General features: G+C 40.0%; 16 protein-coding genes. 13 read left to right on the forward strand and 3 right to left on the reverse strand.

Annotation, left to right across the window (positions count from 1 at the left end):
* Positions 1 to 41: 41 nt before the first annotated feature.
* Together C511_RS0104375 and lnb are read right to left on the reverse strand one after the other, a co-directional pair.
* Positions 42 to 1619 (reverse strand): alkaline phosphatase family protein, encoded by a 1578-nt coding sequence (locus tag C511_RS0104375; RefSeq protein ID WP_024996905.1) that lies wholly within the window; start codon positions 1617 to 1619, stop codon positions 42 to 44.
* Positions 1616 to 2815: a lipoprotein N-acyltransferase Lnb gene (gene lnb, locus C511_RS0104380; RefSeq protein ID WP_226992541.1), complete on the reverse strand. Its 1200-nt coding sequence runs from the start codon at positions 2813 to 2815 to the stop codon at positions 1616 to 1618. Before lnb ends, C511_RS0104375 begins: the two co-directional genes overlap by 4 nt.
* A 134-nt stretch (positions 2816 to 2949) precedes the next feature.
* Here lnb and C511_RS0104385 point away from each other — a divergent pair, with 134 nt between their 5' ends.
* The 9 genes from C511_RS0104385 to pdxA all read left to right on the forward strand — a co-directional run bounded on the left by C511_RS0104385 (position 2950) and on the right by pdxA (position 13803).
* Positions 2950 to 3681, forward strand: coding sequence for a type III pantothenate kinase (locus C511_RS0104385; RefSeq protein ID WP_024996903.1), 732 nt, complete (start codon positions 2950 to 2952; stop codon positions 3679 to 3681).
* The gene (locus tag C511_RS0104390; RefSeq protein ID WP_024996902.1) at positions 3668 to 4912 is read left to right on the forward strand and encodes an autotransporter outer membrane beta-barrel domain-containing protein; all 1245 of its coding nucleotides are present in this window, start codon (positions 3668 to 3670) and stop codon (positions 4910 to 4912) included. Before C511_RS0104385 ends, C511_RS0104390 begins: the two co-directional genes overlap by 14 nt.
* 30 nt (positions 4913 to 4942) lie before the next feature.
* Complete coding sequence (locus C511_RS0104395) at positions 4943 to 6265, forward strand: tetratricopeptide repeat protein (protein ID WP_024996901.1); 1323 nt, start codon at positions 4943 to 4945, stop codon at positions 6263 to 6265.
* A gap of 40 nt (positions 6266 to 6305) precedes the next feature.
* Positions 6306 to 6878 carry an LPS export ABC transporter periplasmic protein LptC gene (lptC, locus tag C511_RS0104400; RefSeq protein ID WP_024996900.1) on the forward strand — a complete coding sequence of 191 codons (573 nt, stop codon included), beginning with the start codon at positions 6306 to 6308 and terminating at the stop codon, positions 6876 to 6878.
* Between the two features lie 3 nt (positions 6879 to 6881).
* Positions 6882 to 8138 carry a hemolysin family protein gene (locus C511_RS0104405; protein ID WP_024996899.1) on the forward strand — a complete coding sequence of 419 codons (1257 nt, stop codon included), beginning with the start codon at positions 6882 to 6884 and terminating at the stop codon, positions 8136 to 8138.
* A 119-nt stretch (positions 8139 to 8257) separates the two neighbouring features.
* A complete protein-coding gene (locus tag C511_RS0104410; RefSeq protein WP_024996898.1) occupies positions 8258 to 10396 on the forward strand; it encodes a peptidylprolyl isomerase in 2139 nt (712 codons plus the stop codon).
* A 147-nt stretch (positions 10397 to 10543) separates the two neighbouring features.
* On the forward strand, positions 10544 to 11572 hold the full coding sequence (gene rlmN, locus C511_RS0104415; RefSeq protein WP_024996897.1) for a 23S rRNA (adenine(2503)-C(2))-methyltransferase RlmN: 1029 nt from the start codon (positions 10544 to 10546) through the stop codon (positions 11570 to 11572).
* Between the two features lie 80 nt (positions 11573 to 11652).
* Positions 11653 to 12687, forward strand: a complete 1035-nt coding sequence (locus C511_RS0104420) for a DUF4837 family protein (protein ID WP_027317861.1) — start codon at positions 11653 to 11655, stop codon at positions 12685 to 12687.
* Positions 12688 to 12705: 18 nt separating this feature from the next.
* Positions 12706 to 13803 (forward strand): 4-hydroxythreonine-4-phosphate dehydrogenase PdxA, encoded by a 1098-nt coding sequence (gene pdxA, locus C511_RS0104425; protein ID WP_024996896.1) that lies wholly within the window; start codon positions 12706 to 12708, stop codon positions 13801 to 13803.
* A gap of 103 nt (positions 13804 to 13906) precedes the next feature.
* Here the strand turns inward: pdxA and C511_RS0104430 are convergent, their stop codons facing one another.
* Positions 13907 to 15736, reverse strand: a complete 1830-nt coding sequence (locus tag C511_RS0104430) for an LTA synthase family protein (protein ID WP_024996895.1) — start codon at positions 15734 to 15736, stop codon at positions 13907 to 13909.
* Between the two features lie 123 nt (positions 15737 to 15859).
* On the opposite strand from C511_RS0104430, the gene C511_RS0104435 reads away from it, so the two are divergent.
* The 4 genes from C511_RS0104435 to secG are packed head-to-tail and all read left to right on the forward strand — an operon-like array spanning position 15860 to position 19060.
* Positions 15860 to 17095, forward strand: a complete 1236-nt coding sequence (locus C511_RS0104435; protein ID WP_024996894.1) for a sigma-54 interaction domain-containing protein — start codon at positions 15860 to 15862, stop codon at positions 17093 to 17095.
* Positions 17082 to 17603, forward strand: a complete 522-nt coding sequence (gene lptE, locus C511_RS0104440) for an LPS assembly lipoprotein LptE (protein WP_024996893.1) — start codon at positions 17082 to 17084, stop codon at positions 17601 to 17603. Before C511_RS0104435 ends, lptE begins: the two co-directional genes overlap by 14 nt.
* A gap of 1 nt (position 17604) precedes the next feature.
* A complete protein-coding gene (locus tag C511_RS18260) occupies positions 17605 to 18684 on the forward strand; it encodes a hypothetical protein (protein WP_027317862.1) in 1080 nt (359 codons plus the stop codon).
* 4 nt (positions 18685 to 18688) lie between these two features.
* A complete protein-coding gene (gene secG, locus C511_RS0104450; protein WP_024996891.1) occupies positions 18689 to 19060 on the forward strand; it encodes a preprotein translocase subunit SecG in 372 nt (123 codons plus the stop codon).
* Positions 19061 to 19182: the final 122 nt, after the last annotated feature.

Here is a 19182-nt window from a genome sequence, read left to right on the forward strand (position 1 = left end):
GATTTATTTGCGCTTCACTCTTCCTTTTTTAAGAGGAATGTTTACCGTATGCCGGTTAGAGGAGAGGTTTTGCAGCCGTTCGGTGCACGTATTCTGATCGCATGCGCGATGGTTGGAGCTATATACTCAACAGAGGTTGGTATTTCAATAATTTCAGGCTTTACTGAAGCGCCTAAAAGAATAAGGGGAGCAGGCGTGTTGGCTGCTCGGACAATACGACTATTTGTTGCTTGTTCTTCAACAATGGTCCATCCTGGTAATACATCAATTAATAAGTCACCCGAACGTTTTCGGTTGAATGCATTCCTTATTTTATAAATTTCCGGTGTCCATGCACCTAATAATAGTCTGTGAGCAGAATATACTTCATTAACACCACTAAATTGCACAAGGAAATCAGCTGCCTTTTCCTGTATGTCAGTGAGATTGAGCTGTTTTTTCTCTATTAGCTTATGGTTTAGGTAAATTTGCTGGTTGTGATATGCTTCCACATATTGCCCTTCACCGTATGTTGCCATCAGATAAATATTGAGTAACGCAGCGCATCGGTTGAGGTGAAACTCACCTCCGGGTATGCGATATTTTCCAAAATCGGCAGTCTCGGGGTCGGTATAACCGGTGGATGTGATGAAAAGCATTACGTTATGTAAACCGACTTTTTGATCAAGCAAATCTAGTAATGCTGCAATGCTTTTATCAAGTCTTACATACGTATCTTGCATTTCAAGAGCGCATTCACGAGGACTTTTGTGATCGTAATTTCCGGCATAATAGGTTAGTGACAGAATGTCTGGTGTTTCGTCTTTACCAATGGTGCTGTTGGCAAATAACTCTGACGTCAAGGAGTTTACTTCATCGTTAACAAAGGGGCTGACAATGAATCGTCGATATTTGTTTTTTCGAGCATCATCAAATTTGTACTTGAACGTGTCCTGTACCCATTCGGCAGTCAGGTATTTATAGTTCTCTACCGGTAATGCCGGTGTCCATACCATATTGTCAATTCTGAAGTCAAGTGCTTTCCGATCATTATATTGGCTTACCCACCAAGGGAAATCACTGTAATATGTTGTACCCGCCCATTTACCCGTATCATCGTTTAACCAAAACGCACCATTAGCCGCATGACCGGCTGCCAAAACGGCGGCTTCCCTAAAAGGAGAAATGGCGTAGACTAATCCTTTACCTTGGGTTGCAATTTTAAGTTCATCAGTAATGGTTGAGGTTAACAATTTTGAAGGAGAAGTACTTTCATTGGTATAATTCCCCATGAAAGAAGCATCGTCAACGCAATTCACAGGGCGGAGAGACGATATATCGAGCCAGTTATTGGCTATAATACCATTAACAGACGGAGTGGTACCGGTATATATGGCAGCAATGGCGGATGCACGATCGGGTTGAGTAAATGAGTATTCAACATTACGATAAACTCTTCCCTCTTTCCATAACCTTTTCAGGCCCTTTTCCCCATACAAAGCCGAGAATGCTTCCAGATAGTCAGTGCGGAGCTGGTCAATTGTAAGTCCTACAATCAGCTTGGGGGTAGAAGGAACCGACTGAGCCTGAAGCCCGGTGAAAGTAAGTACGGTGATGAGGGAGGTTAATAGTCCTTTCATTTGTTATGATTATATGCTAAAATGTAATTGCTTGCTGAACGTATCAACAAACTTAGGGCCAAAGGTAATACAGCTAAGTCAAATCTTTGAGGTATTAGGGCCCAAAGCAATATAAATAGTGTTAAAACCACTGAATTTAGGATATGATACAAACATTTTTGCTGTTTAATGCTCTTGTAAATAGTGAAAGGAAGGGCAATAATGTGAAACGGATGAAAAACAAAGAGTAAATAATTGGGGCTCACAGTTGGGTGCTCGGAGAAGTTTGCTAAGAATGTAAGGATACAGCCGATGATCCCCGCACTAAGAAATAGTATTAAATCAACACCCCACATGCTTTTACGCTTTTTTAAGCCGTATATAGTAATTGATGTCACTAAGATAAATAGGATGAGAGAGGCTTGCCATGGAGTTACTCCTGCAACCTTGCCAGCTATACCGTCTTCTCTTTCTGGAATTATGTTTTGGGTGCTAAGGATTAACTTCTTTGAATAATTATTATTGGTTTTAATGACTGCACTTTCAAAACTACGCTGCAGATAGAGGGGGGCAAACATTTCCTGACGCAGCGTAATGGGTAAATCAGCTTGAGATCCTAAGCACAGATCAATACCAAAACGTGTCCACGGATAGTTCGCTGTGTACTCATGCACAATGTCTCTGAATGATTTAGACGAGATTTGGTTCTGATAATGAATTTTTCCATTGATAGACTCTTCTATGATATCTCTTGGTCGTGTTGCACAGTTGTCAAAGAAGTAATTGTAGCGGTATACTCTGTTTTGAGGCCTGTAATTTTCCTGCAGTAATTGGAATAGCTTGTTTTTTTCATCTGAGGTTAAATTCAATATTTGTTCGTTTACACCTCGCTCTAAATATATATATTCGGATGCAAAATCCTGATAGCTGTTAACTCCCAATTCGTAGTCGGTTTCTCCTTTAATAAAACGCCATAGAAAATGAGGGGTTTTGAAGCTGAACATCCCATAATTAAAAACGATATCCAGTTTTTGTTGTGGATCTTGGTATCTGATTGCTGTATGCCCAAATAAAGAATAGACCTCATCTCCAGGTGCACATGTGAGCAAACTTATCCGTATGGAGTCTTTCTGATTCACTACGGAAGTTGAAAACATAACTCTGGCATTCAATAACAAAACTAACAACAGTATACAACGGAGTACTTTCATATTAATAAGAAAAGATATATTTTGCTGCAAAAGTACTTTTATTTGTAATTATATGCTTTATTCCTTCTTCTTTTTTTCATAAGAATGCATTATGTTAGGCTTTTTTTGAGTTACTTTGCAACCCGAAATATGTCTTTTACATGAATCTGATTATTGATATAGGAAACACCGTTGCAAAAATTGCTGTTTTTGAGGCAGAAGAAGTCGTTGAAGTATTTTATGCCTCAAACGATTCTCTTGATGTATTGAAAGAGGTTTGTGATAAGTATCCTATAAGTAGAGGCATTCTAGCTTCTGTTATTGATCTGAATGATTCGGTTAGTCAGAAGGTTTCCAAATTGAGTTTCCCTTTAATTACGTTAGATAGCAAGACTTTATTACCCATTCAAAATTTATATGAATCTCCCGAAACGCTGGGATATGATCGTATCGCTGCTGTAGTAGGTGCATATACTTATTTCCCAGGGAAAGATATTTTGGTCATTGATGCCGGTACGGCGATTACTTATGAATTTATTGACGCTAACGGTTGTTATCATGGAGGGAATATTTCACCGGGCATACAAATGCGCTTCAAAGCATTGAATAATTTTACAGGGAAATTACCTCTGGTTTCAGCTCAGGGAAAGCTGCTTCACATTGGCAAAGATACAGAAACGGCCATTCGGGCAGGCGTCTTAAAAGGAGTGGAATATGAAATTCAGGGCTACATAGAGTCTTTGAAACATAAATATCCTGAACTTTTGGTTTTTTTAACGGGTGGAGATGAAATTTCTTTTGATACGAAATTAAAAAGTATCATCTTTGCAGACAGATTTTTAGTTCTGAAGGGATTAAACAGAATATTAAACTATAATAATGGTAGGATATAAAACGTACTTTTGTGTTTTTTGCATAACGCTATTGCCTATATTGGCTGTAGCTCAAAATAATACAAATTCTCCTTACACTCGATATGGTTTCGGACAATTGTCTGATCAAAATTTTGGAAATAGTAAAGCGATGGGGGGTGTTGCTTATGCACTGCGTGATCCTTACCATGTTAATGCAATGAATCCAGCCTCTTATTCAGCTGTTGATTCGTTGACTTTTATCTTTGATGGAGGTCTAACTCTCCAAAATAGTAACTTTAGTAATGGAGAAACAAAGATTAATGCTAAGAACTCAAGTTTTGATTACATAGCTATGCAATTCCGTTTACATCCTAAATTAGGAATAAGCGCGGGGTTGTTACCCTATTCAAATGTGGGTTATAGTTTGAATAAAATAGATAACACTGGTAATTCAGACACTTATAATACTATTACTTATAATGGTGAAGGAGGTTTTCATCAATTATATGTTGGTGCCGGATACAAGATTCTGAAGAATTTGTCAGTTGGAGCTAATTTATCCTATTTTTGGGGAAATGTGAGTCGTTCGTTTACTGTTGAGTTTCCTACTAACACTAATGCATCTAGTGTGAAAAAGCTGGATTATTATTCGGTAAAGGATGTTAAGCTCGATTTAGGTGTGCAGTACACTTATAAATTGGCTGATAAGAAAGACTTAACTCTTGGCGTAACCTTTTCTCCGGGAAATGATTTGAATAATGATGCTTATGTTGAAAATACAACAGGATCTGTAGTTACTAGAAAAGATACATTGTTGAGCATGGGCTTGCCAAATACATTTGGAATAGGTTTAGCTTATACATACGATAAGAGGCTGACTGTCGGTTTGGATTACACTCTTCAGAAATGGGGAGATGTAACTTATCTTGATGAACAAAATGCATTGGCTGATAGATCTAAGATTTCTTTGGGATTGGAATATTTGCCCAGCAATACAAGCAGTAATTATTTGGCGCACATAAAATATAGATTAGGAGCTTATTATTCAGAACCATATTATAAAATAGAAGGTAAAAGAGCTGCAAGAGAATATGGAGTAACGGGTGGATTGGGTATACCTTTTTCTAGAAATCGCTCTGTATTAAGTATCTCTGCACAATATGTCAGAGTAGAAGGTCTAAAGCAAAATCTTCTGAATGAGAATTGTTTGAGGTTTTCTGTCGGTTTGACATTTAATGAAAGATGGTTTTTCAAGAGAAAAGTTGATTAAAAGAAATTATAAACTAAAAAAAATATAACAATGAAAATTAAAACGCTTGTGGCTGTGTTGTTTCTTTCGACAGGAGCAACGAGTGCTTTAGCACAATCAACTGACAGTATTTGTAATGTAAATAGTAGTATTTCTCATGAGGCAGTAAAAGCAGGAAATTACAAAGATGCTTATTTGCCTTGGAAAGCTGTTATGAAGGATTGTCCGCTTTTGCGCTATTACACTTATTCAGACGGGTTTGATATTTTGAAGTATTTTCTGACTACAACCAAAGGTAAACCTGAATACGATAAATATTTCGAAGAGTTGATGGGAGTTTACGATCAATTAATAAAGTATACTCCTGATTTGCAGGCAAATATTCGTGGTGTTCGTTCAGCTGAAAAAACACTTGCTCTGAAAGCTATTGATTATTTGCAATTTGCCCCTAAAGCAGATCCAAATGTGGCGTATGAATGGTTAAGTAAATCGGTTAATGTCGAGAAATCTGAATCATTGGCTGCTGTACTATTTTATTTTTTGGATTCTTCCATGAAGAAGTTTCAAGTTGATGCTGTTCATAAAGAACAATTCATTCAAGATTATTTAAATGCTTCTCAGTGGGCCGATGATGCTATCGCTGTTGCTACAAAAGAAAGCATTAAGAAAGATTATCAACTAGTAAAGGATAACTTAGTAGCTTTGTTTATTAACAGTGGAACTGCAAGCTGTGAGTCTTTACAAGAAATTTATGCTCCAAAGATTGAAGCAAACAAAACGGATCTTGCTTATCTCAAAAAAGTGATTGATATCATGAAAATGATGAAATGTACTGAACAGGAAGCTTACTTTAAAGCATCATTCTATTCTTATAAAATAGAACCAACTGCTGAAGCTGCTGCAGGATGCGCTTACATGTCTTTCAAAAAAGGTGATACTGATGATGCGGTTAAGTTTTTCGATCAGGCTATTCAGCTAGAGCAGGATAATAATAAAAAGGCAGACTATGCTTATGCTGCTGCTGCGGTTTTGGCTTCTGTAAAGAGACTTTCTCAGGCAAGAACCTATGCACAGAAAGCGATTTCTTATAGAGATAATTATGGTGCTCCTTATATATTGATTGCTAATTTGTATGCTACTAGCCCTAATTGGAGCGATGAACCCGCATTAAATAAGTGCACTTATTTTGTAATTCTTGATAAACTTGCAAGAGCGAAAGCTGTTGATCCAAGTTGTGCTGATGATGCTGACAGACTGATTTCTACTTACAGACGTCATGTTCCTGCCGCTAATGAGTTGTTTATGCTTGGATATAAGCAAGGTGACAGAATTACTGTAGGAGGCTGGATCGGTGAATCTACTACCATCAGATAATATGTGGTTCAAACAAGATAGAATTTTTATTCATCAATTTATAAGCATAACAATTGTCTTTGGGGCAATTGTTATGCTTGTTTTATTATCTTCCTGCACAGGGGAGAAAAAACAACTGGCAGAAGCCATTAAAGAACGTGATTCTTTACCTTTAATGGATACACGCGGTGTTACAACCCTAATATCAGACTCAGGTGTAACTAGATATCGTATAAAAACCGATGAGTGGTTGATCTATGATAAAAAACGTCCTTCTTATTGGGCCTTTGAGAAAGGTGTTTATCTGGAAAAATTCGACTCTTTACTTCATGTTGATGCCAGTATTAAAGCTGATACAGCTTATTATTATGATAAACAGAAACTTTGGAAGTTATCGGGTCACGTTGCCATAAAGAATCAAAAAGGAGATAAATTTAATACCGAAGTACTGTATTGGAATGAAGCGACTCAAAAGGTTTATTCAGATAAATTTATCCGCATTGAACAAACAGACCGAATTATCACAGGTCATGGATTTGATTCTAATCAACAAATGACACTTTATACTATACGCAATATAGAAGGCATTTTCTATGTTGATGAAGACGCCAAAAACGACTCTTTGAAAAAATAACAAATGGACTTTTTCTTTTACTTATTTCTTACAATGGCTTTTTCTGCGTTCTTTTCCGGAATGGAAATAGCTTTTGTTTCTGTTGATAAACTACGTTTTGAAATGGAGAAGGGTACTGGATTGGCTTCCCGAATCCTTTCTTTCTTTTTCCGCCACTCAGACAATTTTATATCTACTATGTTAGTGGGTAACAACATTGCACTTGTGGTATATGGTATACTCATGGCGCAGTTAATTGAAAAGAACTTATTGGCGGGCCGAATTGATAACCATCTCTTATTACTTTTTACTCAAACTCTCATATCAACCCTCATTATACTTGTTACGGGAGAATTTCTTCCCAAAACTCTATTTAAGATTAATCCCAATCGGATGCTTCGTGTATTTGCTTTGCCTTTGTTTATATGCTATGTTGTTTTATATCCCATTTCCTTATTGAGCTCAGGCTTGTCTTATTTGCTGTTACGATTATTGGGTCAGAAGATAACAAAGTCAGCTTCTGCTAAGGCTTTTACAAAGATAGATCTTGATTATTTTGTCCAATCAGGTATAAGCAATGCTTCTAATGAAGACGATTTGGATACTGAAGTCAGAATATTCCAAAATGCGCTTGACTTTTCTTCTATAAAAATACGCGACTGTGTTGTTCCCCGTACTGAAATTGTAGCAGTTGATATACATACCTCGTTGAATGATTTGAAAACACTTTTTGTAGAGTCGGGACTCTCGAAAATTATTGTGTTTGATGGAAATATAGATAATATTGTTGGGTATATTCATTCATCAGAGATGTTTAAACAATCAGATGATTGGTTGAAAAGCGTGAAAGAGATTCCTATTGTTCCTGAAACAATGGCTGCAAATAAATTAATGAAATTATTCATGTTGCAGAAGAAGACTATTGCTGTGGTCGTTGATGAATTTGGTGGAACATCCGGTGTTATTTCTTTGGAAGATTTGGTCGAAGAAATATTTGGAGATATTGAAGATGAGCACGATAACAGTTCATATATCTGCAAACAAATTACAGAAAATGAATATGTGCTTTCGGGGCGTCTAGAAATAGAGAAGGTAAACGACATGTTTAGCCTGAAATTGCCGGAGTCCGATGACTATGTAACGATTGCCGGTCTCATTCTGAATACATATCAGAGCTTTCCCAAATTACACGAAGTAGTTCATTTGGATAATTATCAGTTCAGAATTATTAAAATGACGGCAACTAAAATAGAATTAGTAAGACTCAAAATCATCGATTAATCAATATTAGCTCTATTTTTTCGGTTATTAAGTGGTGTATATTAGCATTTTTTGTATCTTCGTGCGCTAATAATAAATACTGTGGAAAATAATAATAAACATAAATCATATTAATTAAGATGGCAACATTACAAAACATCAGAACCAAAGGACCTTTATTGGTAATTGTTATTGGTTTGGCATTGTTCGCTTTTATAGCGGGTGATGCATGGAAAGTTCTTCAGCCTCATCAGGTACAAGATGCCGGTGAAGTAAATGGTGAAGCTCTTTCTGCTCAGGAATATCAAGCGATGGTTGAAGAGTATACTGAAGTTGTAAAATTCTCCAGTGGAATGAAATCACTTGATGATGAACAGACAAACCAGATAAAGGACGAGGTATGGCGTAGCTATGTTAATAACAAGTTAATAGAAAACGAAGCCAAAAAATTAGGGTTAACAGTCTCAAAAGCAGAGATACAAGCTATTATTGATGCAGGTGTGAATCCAATTCTTCAACAAACTCCATTCCGCAATCCACAAACCGGTGCATTCGATAAGGATATGTTGAAGAAGTTCTTGGTTGACTATGCCAAGATGGATAAGAAACAAATGACACCTCAATACTTAGAGTATTATGAGTCTTTGCATAAATTTTGGAGCTTTATTGAAAAGAGCCTTACTCAAAGTCGTTTGGCAGAGAAATATCAGGCTTTAGTTACGAAAGCTTTATTTTCAAATTCGGTTGAAGCACAAGCTGCATTTGACGCGCGTGTGAATCAAATGGATTTGTTGTTAGCAGCAGTACCATATTCTTCAATTGTTGACTCAACAGTTGTTGTGAAGGACTCTGAAATTAAAGACCTATATAACAAAAAGAAAGAGCAGTTCAAACAATATGTTGAGACACGAGACGTGAAGTATATTGACGTACAAGTTACTGCTAGTGCAGAAGATAAAGCTGCTATACAGAAAGAAGTTGCAGAATATACTAATCAGTTAGCTGCCGCTGACGTTGATTATACCTCTTTTATTCGCACAACGGGTTCAACATATCCTTATGTTGATATACCTTATACAAAAAAAGCTCTTCCAACTGATATTGCAGCTCGTCTTGATTCAGTTTCCATGGGACAAGTGTATGGCCCTTATTATAATGCAGGCGACAATACGATTAACTCTTTCAAAGTGTTAGCGAAAGAAGCTGCTGCTGATTCAGTAGAGTTCCGTCAGATTCAAGTTTTGGCAGCCGATGCTGCAAAAACAAAAGTGCTGGCTGATAGTATTATGGGTGCATTAAAAGCTGGTGGTGATTTTGCTGCTATTGCTAAAAAATATGGTCAGACAGGTGACGCTAACTGGATGTCTTCTGCTAATTATGAGAACGCTCAGGTTGACGGAGACAATCTTAAATTCCTTAAAGCTGTTACTTCTTTAGGAGTGAATGAATTGGCAAACTTGTCACTTGGTCAGGCTAATGTAATTTTGCAAGTTACTAATAAGAAAGGTGTGCAGGATAAGTACAAGGTAGCTGTTATTAAACGTGCCGTTGAGTTCAGTAAAGACACTTATAACAAGGCTTACAATGATTTCAGTCAATTTGTTGCTGCCAATCCTACTCTTGATAAGTTGACTGTTAATGCAGAAGAGGCTGGTTATAAATTGCTTGAAAGAAAAGACCTTTATAGCTCGGAACACGGAATTGGTGGTGTTCGTGGTACAAAAGAAGCATTGAAATGGATTTTTGCTGCTAAACAAGGAGAAGTTTCCGGATTATATGAATGCGGTGAAAGTGATCACATGATGGTTGTTGCTTTAGCTGGTGTAACGGAAGAAGGATATCGCTCTGTCGATCAAGTAAAAGATCAACTGAAAGCAGAACTAATCAGAGACAAGAAAGCCGAGAAGCTTATTGCACAATTAGGTGGTGTTAAGGCTTCTTCAATTGAACAGTTCAAATCGGTTGCTAATGTAGTAACAGACTCTGTAAAACACGTAACTTTTGCGGCTCCGGCTTACGTAGCAGCTTTGCGTAGCAGTGAACCATTAGTTGGTGCTTATGCTTCGGTAGCACAATTGAATCAAGTAAGTGCACCTATCAAAGGTAACGCAGGCGTATTTGTACTTCAGGTTTTTGCAAAGGAAAAATTGAATGAGAAATTTGATGTAAGAGCTGAAGAAAATACAATAGAAAGTATGCATCAACGCATGGCTAGTCGTTTTGTTAACGATTTGTATTTAAAAGCTAACGTAAAAGATAAACGATATTTGTTCTTCTAAATATCGGTAATTATATAAGGAAAAGTGGTACAGGGAACTGTGCCACTTTTTTTGTGTCCTTTCTTTAACTACGTTTTCTTCCATATATATGTCGTACTTTTAGTATTATTCCTTATTTTTGCATACAATATACGTATTATCAGATTTATGGATAAAAGATTTTTGTTTGGGTTGACTTTGTCTGAACTTCAAGGAGTCGTTAAAAGTTTAGGTATGCCTGCTTTCGCTGCAAAGCAAATAGCTTCTTGGTTGTATCAGAAGAAAATTGGTTCTATTGATGAAATGAGTAATTTGTCATTGAAACATAGAGAGTTACTCAAGGAAGAATACGAGATAGGTCTGCATGAGCCGGTGGAAGCGATGCGCTCTGTAGATGGTACTATAAAGTATTTGTATCAAGTAAATGGAAACCACTTTGTGGAAGCTGTCTACATTCCCGATGATGAGAGGGCTACCTTATGCGTATCGTCGCAAGTGGGTTGCAAAATGAATTGCAAATTCTGCATGACGGGTAAACAAGGTTTCTCTGCCAACCTCACGGCCGGTGATATTCTCAACCAGATTCATTCGTTGCCCGAGAAAGAAGAGCTGACCAATATTGTGTTTATGGGAATGGGAGAGCCACTGGATAATATTGACGAAGTATTGAAAGCCATCGAAGTAATGACTTCATCGTACGGATATGGGTGGAGCCCTAAAAGAATAACGGTTTCAACATCCGGGTTGAAAAAATCATTCAGGCGTTTCATTGATGAATCCGATTGCCATCTGGCCGTAAGCTTACATTCTCCGCTTTCTGCTCAAAGGGCCGAACTGATGCCAGCCGAACGTGCTTTCTCGTTGTTAGAAATTGTAGATATTCTCAGAGAATACGACTTCTCCAAACAGCGTCGCCTTTCCTTTGAATACATTGTTTTCAAAGGAGTGAATGATTCTTTGGTGTATGCCAAAGAACTGTTGAAACTGTTGCGTGGAATAGATTGCAGAATTAATCTGATTCGTTTTCATGCCATTCCCGGAGTTGCGCTTGAAGGTGCCGATATGGAAACAATGACAGCCTTCCGTGATTACCTTACTTCGCATGGATTGTTTACAACAATAAGAGCTTCCAGAGGAGAAGATATATTTGCAGCCTGTGGTATGTTATCGACTGCAAAACAAGAAGGACTGAAATAATATTAACATAATTTGTCGTACAACATGATTTAAATCTACAGTTATTCTGTAGATTTGTGAAAAACATAATACCTATCAACATGAAAAAGTACTTGTTATATTTGTCGGTAGCCCTGATGGCTATAAGTTTATTCTCGTGTAAAGGGAATAAAGGGATCATGACACCTACTTCCAGTGGTCGTCCGTATGAACTTTTAGTGGTTGTTGACCATGATTTGTGGGAAAGGCCGGCAGGTAGAGCCTTGTTTAATGTACTTGATACCGATGTTCCGGGATTACCCCAGTCAGAACGTTCGTTCAAAATCATGTATACAGCTCCCAGAGACTATGACACTACACTCAAGTTGATTCGCAATATTATTATTGTTGACATACAAAAAGACGTGTATACGCAAGCCAAGTTTAAATACGCTCGCGACGTATATGCTGCTCCGCAGATTATTTTAACCATACAAGCACCTAATGAACAAGAGTTTGAGAAGTTTGTAAATGAAAACAAGCAAGTACTTCTTGACTTCTTCACCCGTGCTGAGATGAACCGTCAGATAGCCGGCCTAGAAAAGAAGCACAATGATTATATTTCTACTAAAGTAGCCTCTATGTTTGATTGTGAAATCTGGTTACCTGCTGAACTTACGGGATCTAAAGAAGGCGAGAATTTCTTTTGGGCAGCTACGAACACAGCCACTGCCGATCAGAATTTCGTGATGTATTCATTCCCCTACAAAGACAAAGACACCTTTACGAAAGAATACTTTATACACAAGCGCGACTCTGTGATGAAGAAGAACATTCCCGGTTCCAAGGAAGGAATGTACATGACAACAGATTCGGCCATGGTAACCGTACGCCCCATTGATGTGCACGGAGACTATACGCTTGAAGCTCGTGGGTTGTGGCGCGTAAAGGGCGACTTTATGGGAGGACCTTTTGTTTCGCACATGCGTTTGGATAAAGCAAATCAGCGTATTATTGTAGCTGAAATCTTTATTTATTCTCCGGACAAACTAAAAAGAAACCTGGTACGCTTAATGGAAGCCTCTTTATATACATTGAAATTACCCAATGAAAAGAAGCAAGGCCAGATTCCATTAAAAGTGAAAGAGGAAAACTAAATTAAAACATTATAATAAATGGAAGACAATAGAATCAGAGTCGGCATTACGCAAGGCGACGTTAACGGAGTAGGTTATGAAGTGATTCTCAAGACCTTTTCAGAGCCGTTGATGTTGGAGTTGTGTACACCTATTATATATGGTTCGCCCAAAGTGGCAGCTTATCACCGCAAATCACTTGACATCAACGCCAGTTTTAGCATTGTTAACTCGGCAAGTGAAGCCGCACCTAACAAACTGAGCGTTGTGAATTGCTCGGATGATGAGGTGAAGGTTGAGTTTTCAAAGGCCGATCCCGAAGCAGGTAAAGCTGCACTCGATGCATTAGAAAGAGCCATTGAAGAGTACAAACAAGGCCTCATTGATGTCATTGTAACCGCGCCCATTAATAAACACACCATACAATCGGAAACGTTCGACTTTCCCGGTCATACGGAATACATTGAAAGGAAGTTAGGCAATGGTGCCAAGTCACTGATGATTCTGATGAAGGATGATTTCCGTGTGGCACTTGTTACCGGACACATTCCGGTTAGTCAGATCGCCTCGACTATAACCAAAGACCTGATTAAAGAAAAGATTGCTATCTTCAATAAGTCACTGAAACAAGATTTCAGCATAGGCAGACCACGCATTGCCGTCTTATCCCTTAACCCACATGCCGGAGATGACGGTTTGCTGGGAAAGGAAGAGCAAGAAATAATCTCTCCCGCATTGCAGGAAATGAATGACGAAGGAGTTATTTGTTACGGTCCTTATGCTGCTGATGGTTTCATGGGTTCTGAAAATTACATGCGCTTCGACGGAATACTGGCTATGTACCACGATCAGGGATTGGCTCCCTTCAAAGCATTAGCAATGGACGAGGGCGTAAACTATACCGCCGGACTGCCCGTTATCCGCACATCACCTGCTCATGGCACTGCGTATGACATTGCCGGACAAGGCATTGCCAGTGAAGATTCCTTCCGTAAAGCCGTTTACGTAGCGCTGGATATTTTCCGTAACCGCTGCCGGGATAAAGAAGCACGCGTCAATCCGTTGCGGAAACAGTATTACGAAAAACGTGATGATAGCGATAAACTTAAATTAGATAGCATTGATGATGATATGTAAATAGCATATTCAGGCCAGATGCCAAGAAACAAAAAACGCTTTTAACGGGGTTATCCGGTTAAAAGCGTTTTTTGTTTGTACCCCACGCGGAGCACCCAGTTTCTTATCGCGCGGCTAAATCATCATATAACTTTTGCAGAAAAGCCTTTCCCTTTTCTAAGTTTTTGCCTGTTGCCCGTCCCGTGTCAGACACCACTTTATTCCCTTCACAGTTAAAGACCACCGCATTGTCTTCGGTCACCATGCCAAACATATTGGGGAAAGTAAAATAAGCAAAGTGAGGCGAAGCCGGGTTCATTATGTTTTTGCTGAATGCAAACTCATCATGCTTCATTTGCAGTTGACTTAACAGCGTGGCAGCCAAATCAATTTGCGATGCATAGACAGACACCTTGGTAGGTTGTTTCACCGCCCCGCCTATCAGAATCAAAGGAATCTGATACCTTTCGATAGCGAAATCACTCAGATTATCGGGGTAACGACGGGCATGATCGGGGACGAGCACCACTACCGAATTCTTCCACCATTTCGTTTGTTTGAACTGTGCTATAAAACGTCCCAGACAACTATCGGCATAAGCAACCGAGTTCAGATACGGATTCGACAGTTTGTGATACGGCACTTCATAAGGCTCGTGACTGCTTGATGTTTGCAGAATCTTCATAAAAGGTTCCTTTTGCTCTTTCAACAAATCGGCAATCATTCGGTTGAACACCACATGATCATGCGCACCCCACTTGCTCAATCTCTCCGTGATGGGGAAATCTTTGTCGGACACAATATCATTAATGCCGGTAGACACCAGGTAAGAACGCATGTTTGTAAAGTTGGCATCACCCCCGTAGTAATATTGCAAGTTATAGCCGTTGGCTTTTAACGACCGCGGAATAGAAGGAAGATTCTCCGTTTTCCGCGGATACTTCATAATACTCGTAGTAGGTTGCGCCGGATACCCGCTTAAAATAGCCACCAGTCCTCTGTCCGTTCTGAAACTATTGGCATAGAAATTCGTGAATAACACCCCTTCTTCAGCAAACTTGTCCATGTTGACAGCCACATCGGGCAAACCTTTTAGCGAAGTCATGGTTTTCGACATAAAACTTTCAAGGATGATAAAAACAACATTCGGCCTTTTCTGATTGAACAGTTGCGGAATACTGTCGGCTGCACCGGCATCTTTCATTTCCTGAAACAAAGCATCGGCCTTGTCGGCCTCCATAAAACGATATTGATTTTTGAAGTCACTCTCTCGGCTCACCGACTCCAGTAAACTGAACATCGGGTTGATTGCCGCGTGATTGAGCGACATCTTTTCACTGAAATAAGCCCGGCTGATGTTCATGGTCGACACCGAAAAGCCTCCTCGGATGGGAATGAACAGAGCGGCGGTGACCAACAATAAAACAATTGATACGCGACCCCTCTTCAACGGAATGCGCATGTCGCGATACTCTTTGGCAAAACACTGAAAAAACAACAGGTAAAACAACACCGTCAACACGGCCATGATAGCAAAGCCGGCAATGACAATGCCTATGCCCACGCTAGCCAGCGCATCTTTGGGTGATGAAAAGAAATAAAAGAGCGGAGTAGAATCCAAACGGAACCCCCAGTAACTATACAATGCCATGTCGCTCACAAAAACGGTGGCCATTACTAAAGAGATAAGAGCGAAGTACACCCTTCGGGCTCCTTGAGCAAAGTGTGGAAGCAACCACAAAGAAACAATTTGCAGCAGAGCAGGAATGACAGACAGATAACCGGCAATGGACAAATCGAGTGGCAATCCGTGAAGCATAACCTGTAAATAATCGGCCGGATTTACGTCTGTGAATAACCCGTGGTAGTACCACATGAACAGCGGCTTCTGAATAATAAAGACCACAACGAACAATAAATAAGTGCGTATGAAGATATAAAGTTGCTTTTTCATATTTACGCTAAAACCTTTTTTTGTGAGTGAATGGTGCAAAGGTAGCATTCTTTGCCCAATATATAGGCTTTTTTCTTGTGCTATTGAAAGCTTTTTGTAATTTTGTCATAGATTTGGTAAGATATGACAAAAGCAGAGATTCAACAGGTAAAATTGAGATTCGGTATTATTGGTAATACAGATTCATTGGTCCGTGCCATTGACGTTGCCATTCAGGTGGCGCCAACAGACTTATCTGTGTTGATTACAGGTGAAAGTGGTGTGGGAAAAGAAAGCTTTCCTCAGATTATTCATCAGTTCAGTCGCAGGAAACACGGACAATACATAGCAGTAAACTGCGGTGCCATACCCGAAGGAACTATTGACTCCGAACTGTTTGGTCATGAAAAAGGTGCCTTTACCGGTGCCATTGGCGATCGTAAAGGATATTTTGGTGAGGCCGACGGAGGAACTATATTTCTTGATGAGGTGGGAGAGTTGCCTTTGCCCACACAGGCTCGTTTGCTCAGGGTACTCGAAAGCGGGGAATTTATTAAAGTAGGTTCATCAAAAGTACAGAAAACCGATGTGCGTATTGTGGCCGCCACCAATGTAAACCTGAGCAATGCCATTGCTGAAGGACGCTTCCGTGAAGACTTATTCTACAGGCTTAACACGGTGCCCATTCAAATTCCGCCTTTGCGTGAAAGAGGAGACGATGTGGTATTGCTTTTCCGTAAGTTTGCTTCCGACTTTGCCGAGAAGTACCGCATGCCCGCTATTCAGCTAACCGAAGACGCCCGCAAAGTACTCGTAGCCTATTCGTGGCCGGGAAATGTGCGTCAGCTAAAAAACATAACGGAACAAATCTCCATCATTGAAACCAATCGTGAGATTAACAGCACCATCTTACAAAGCTACCTGCCCCAGCAGTCGGCACAACGCCTGCCCGCCCTGTTTGGAGTGAAACAAAGCAAAGGCTTTGAAAGCGAACGCGAAATATTGTATCAGGTATTGTTCGACATGCGTCAGGATGTTACTGAGCTGAAAAGGCTGGTGCACGACATCATGTCCGAGCGTTCCGTTGGTGCAACCAACGTGCCCCAAAACACACCTTCTTATTATACCCCTGCGCCGGTGGTTACACAACCGCAGCCAGTGTCAACCATTAACATTCACCCCGTGGTATCTAAACAAGACGAAGACATTGAAGACACGGAAGAATATGTGGAAGAGTCCCTGTCGCTCGACGACCTGGAACGCGAAGTTATTCGTAAAGCGCTCGATAAACACCACGGTAAGCGCAAAGCAGCTGCCCAAGATTTGAATATTTCGGAACGTACATTATATAGAAAGATAAAAGAATATGGATTGGATTAAAAAAATGATGCACGCCTTTGCCCTGATCAGTTTGCTGATTTTGGTAAATGCATGCAGTGTTTCCTATAAATTTAACGGAGCATCTATCAATTATGATAAGGTGAAAACCATCTCCGTAGCCGATTTCCCCATAAAAGCAGCTTACGTATATGCTCCGCTGGCCACTAAGTTCAACGAAAAGTTGAAAGACGTGTATGTTCAGCAAACCCGTTTGCGACTGGTTCCCCGTAATGCCGATTTGCAGGTTGAAGGTGAAATTACCGGTTACAACCAATACAACCAGGCGGTGAAGGCCGACGGATATTCATCCGAAGTGAAACTCACCATCACGGTCAACGTGCGCTATGTGAACAACACCAATCACGAAGAAGATTTTGAGCAACAGTTCAGCGCCTTCCGTACGTATGATTCCACCCAAATGCTTACCGCCGTGCAAGACGAGCTGATAGAGCAAATGGTGAAAGAGATTGCCGATCAGATATTTAACGCAACCGTAGCAAACTGGTAAAATGACTTCGTACGATCTTCAACAATGGATGGAGCATCCGGATCAACTGAATCGGGAAACGCTGTATGAGATACGAACTCTGCTGGCGCGCTATCCCTATTTCCAGTCCCTTCGTTTGCTTTATCTGAAGAACCTTTACTTGCTTCACGACATTACTTTCGGACCCGAACTTCGAAAGGCGGCGCTCTATGTAGCCGACCGCCGAAGCCTTTTTTACCTTATTGAGGGTGAGAAGTATGCCATTCAGAAAGCAGAGAAAAAGAAAAACCTTAGCGGTGAAGAAGATGAAGAACCCGGTTTGGACCGAACCATCTCACTCATCGACGCTTTTCTTTCTACCATTCCCGAAGAGTCTGAAAACGCTATCGGGCTTGATTATGCAACCGATTACACCACTTATCTGGAAAACGATATGCCCGTTGGCGACGAGCAACCGGCAACGGATGCTCCCCGATTGAAAGGACAAGATTTGATTGACGGATTCATTGCCCGTAATGATGCCGAATCGTTGTGGGTAAAGAAACAGATGTTGGCCGCCGAGCCGGCAGCAGTCGAGCCGATCCCTGCCGCCCCAGAAGAACTGATTGCCCAAGAGCCCGAACAACCCGAGGAAGACGAAACGGATGTGCCCGATGAAGAAATTGATTCGACAACGGATCCTGAAACAGAGCAGATCGAAGTCGAAACCTTTGTGGGGGAAGAGGACGAAGACGAAGAAGAATATTACAACGAAGAAGAGGACGAAGAACCCCAATCACTTGTTGCGACTTCAGAAGGAGGAGGTCGCCGCCGCCCTTCAGTAGTGATAGAAGCGGCAAGAGCTGCCGGCGTAATGATGGAAAGCATCCCACAAGACGAAACGGCTGAAGCCACTCATGATAATCCTGTTTTAGAAGATGAAGACGATGAAGAAGGTTGTTTTACGGAAACTTTGGCTAAAATATACATAAAACAACAGCGATACGAGAAGGCTTTAGAAATTATTGAAAAATTAAATTTGAATTATCCAAAAAAAAATGCTTATTTTGCAGATCAAATAAGATTCTTAAAGAAATTGATTATTAACGCTAAATCAAAATAATAAAATGTATTTATTCTTAGTTATCTTAATGGTTGTTGCAGCCATATTGATGTGCTTTATTGTGCTGATACAGAATTCCAAAGGAGGCGGTCTTGCTTCAGGATTTTCTTCGTCTAATGAGATATTGGGCGTGCGCAAAACGACCGATGTTCTTGAGAAACTAACCTGGGGACTTGCCGTATTCATGGTTATAGCAAGCATTGCTACTGCCTACGTAATGCCATCGGCTTCACAACAAGATGGTAGTGTCATCATGGAACAAGCACAGAAAGAGGAGAAGACCAACCCATATAACTTACCCGCAGGCTCTACAGCGCCTAAAGCAGAAACTACTACTGCTCCGGCTACTGCTGCACCTTCGGATTCTGCCCGTTAAATGCGCGGAATGTTATAAATAGAAATAAAAGTGAGGGCTGTTCATTAAAAAATGAACGGCCCTTATTTTATTGTCCGCTTTACACTGTCTTTTTGTTGCAGTTATAGCGTACTTACATTATC

Source organism: Bacteroides graminisolvens DSM 19988 = JCM 15093, assembly GCF_000428125.1.
In the GTDB taxonomy this organism is placed as follows: Bacteria; Bacteroidota; Bacteroidia; order Bacteroidales; family Bacteroidaceae; genus Bacteroides; species Bacteroides graminisolvens.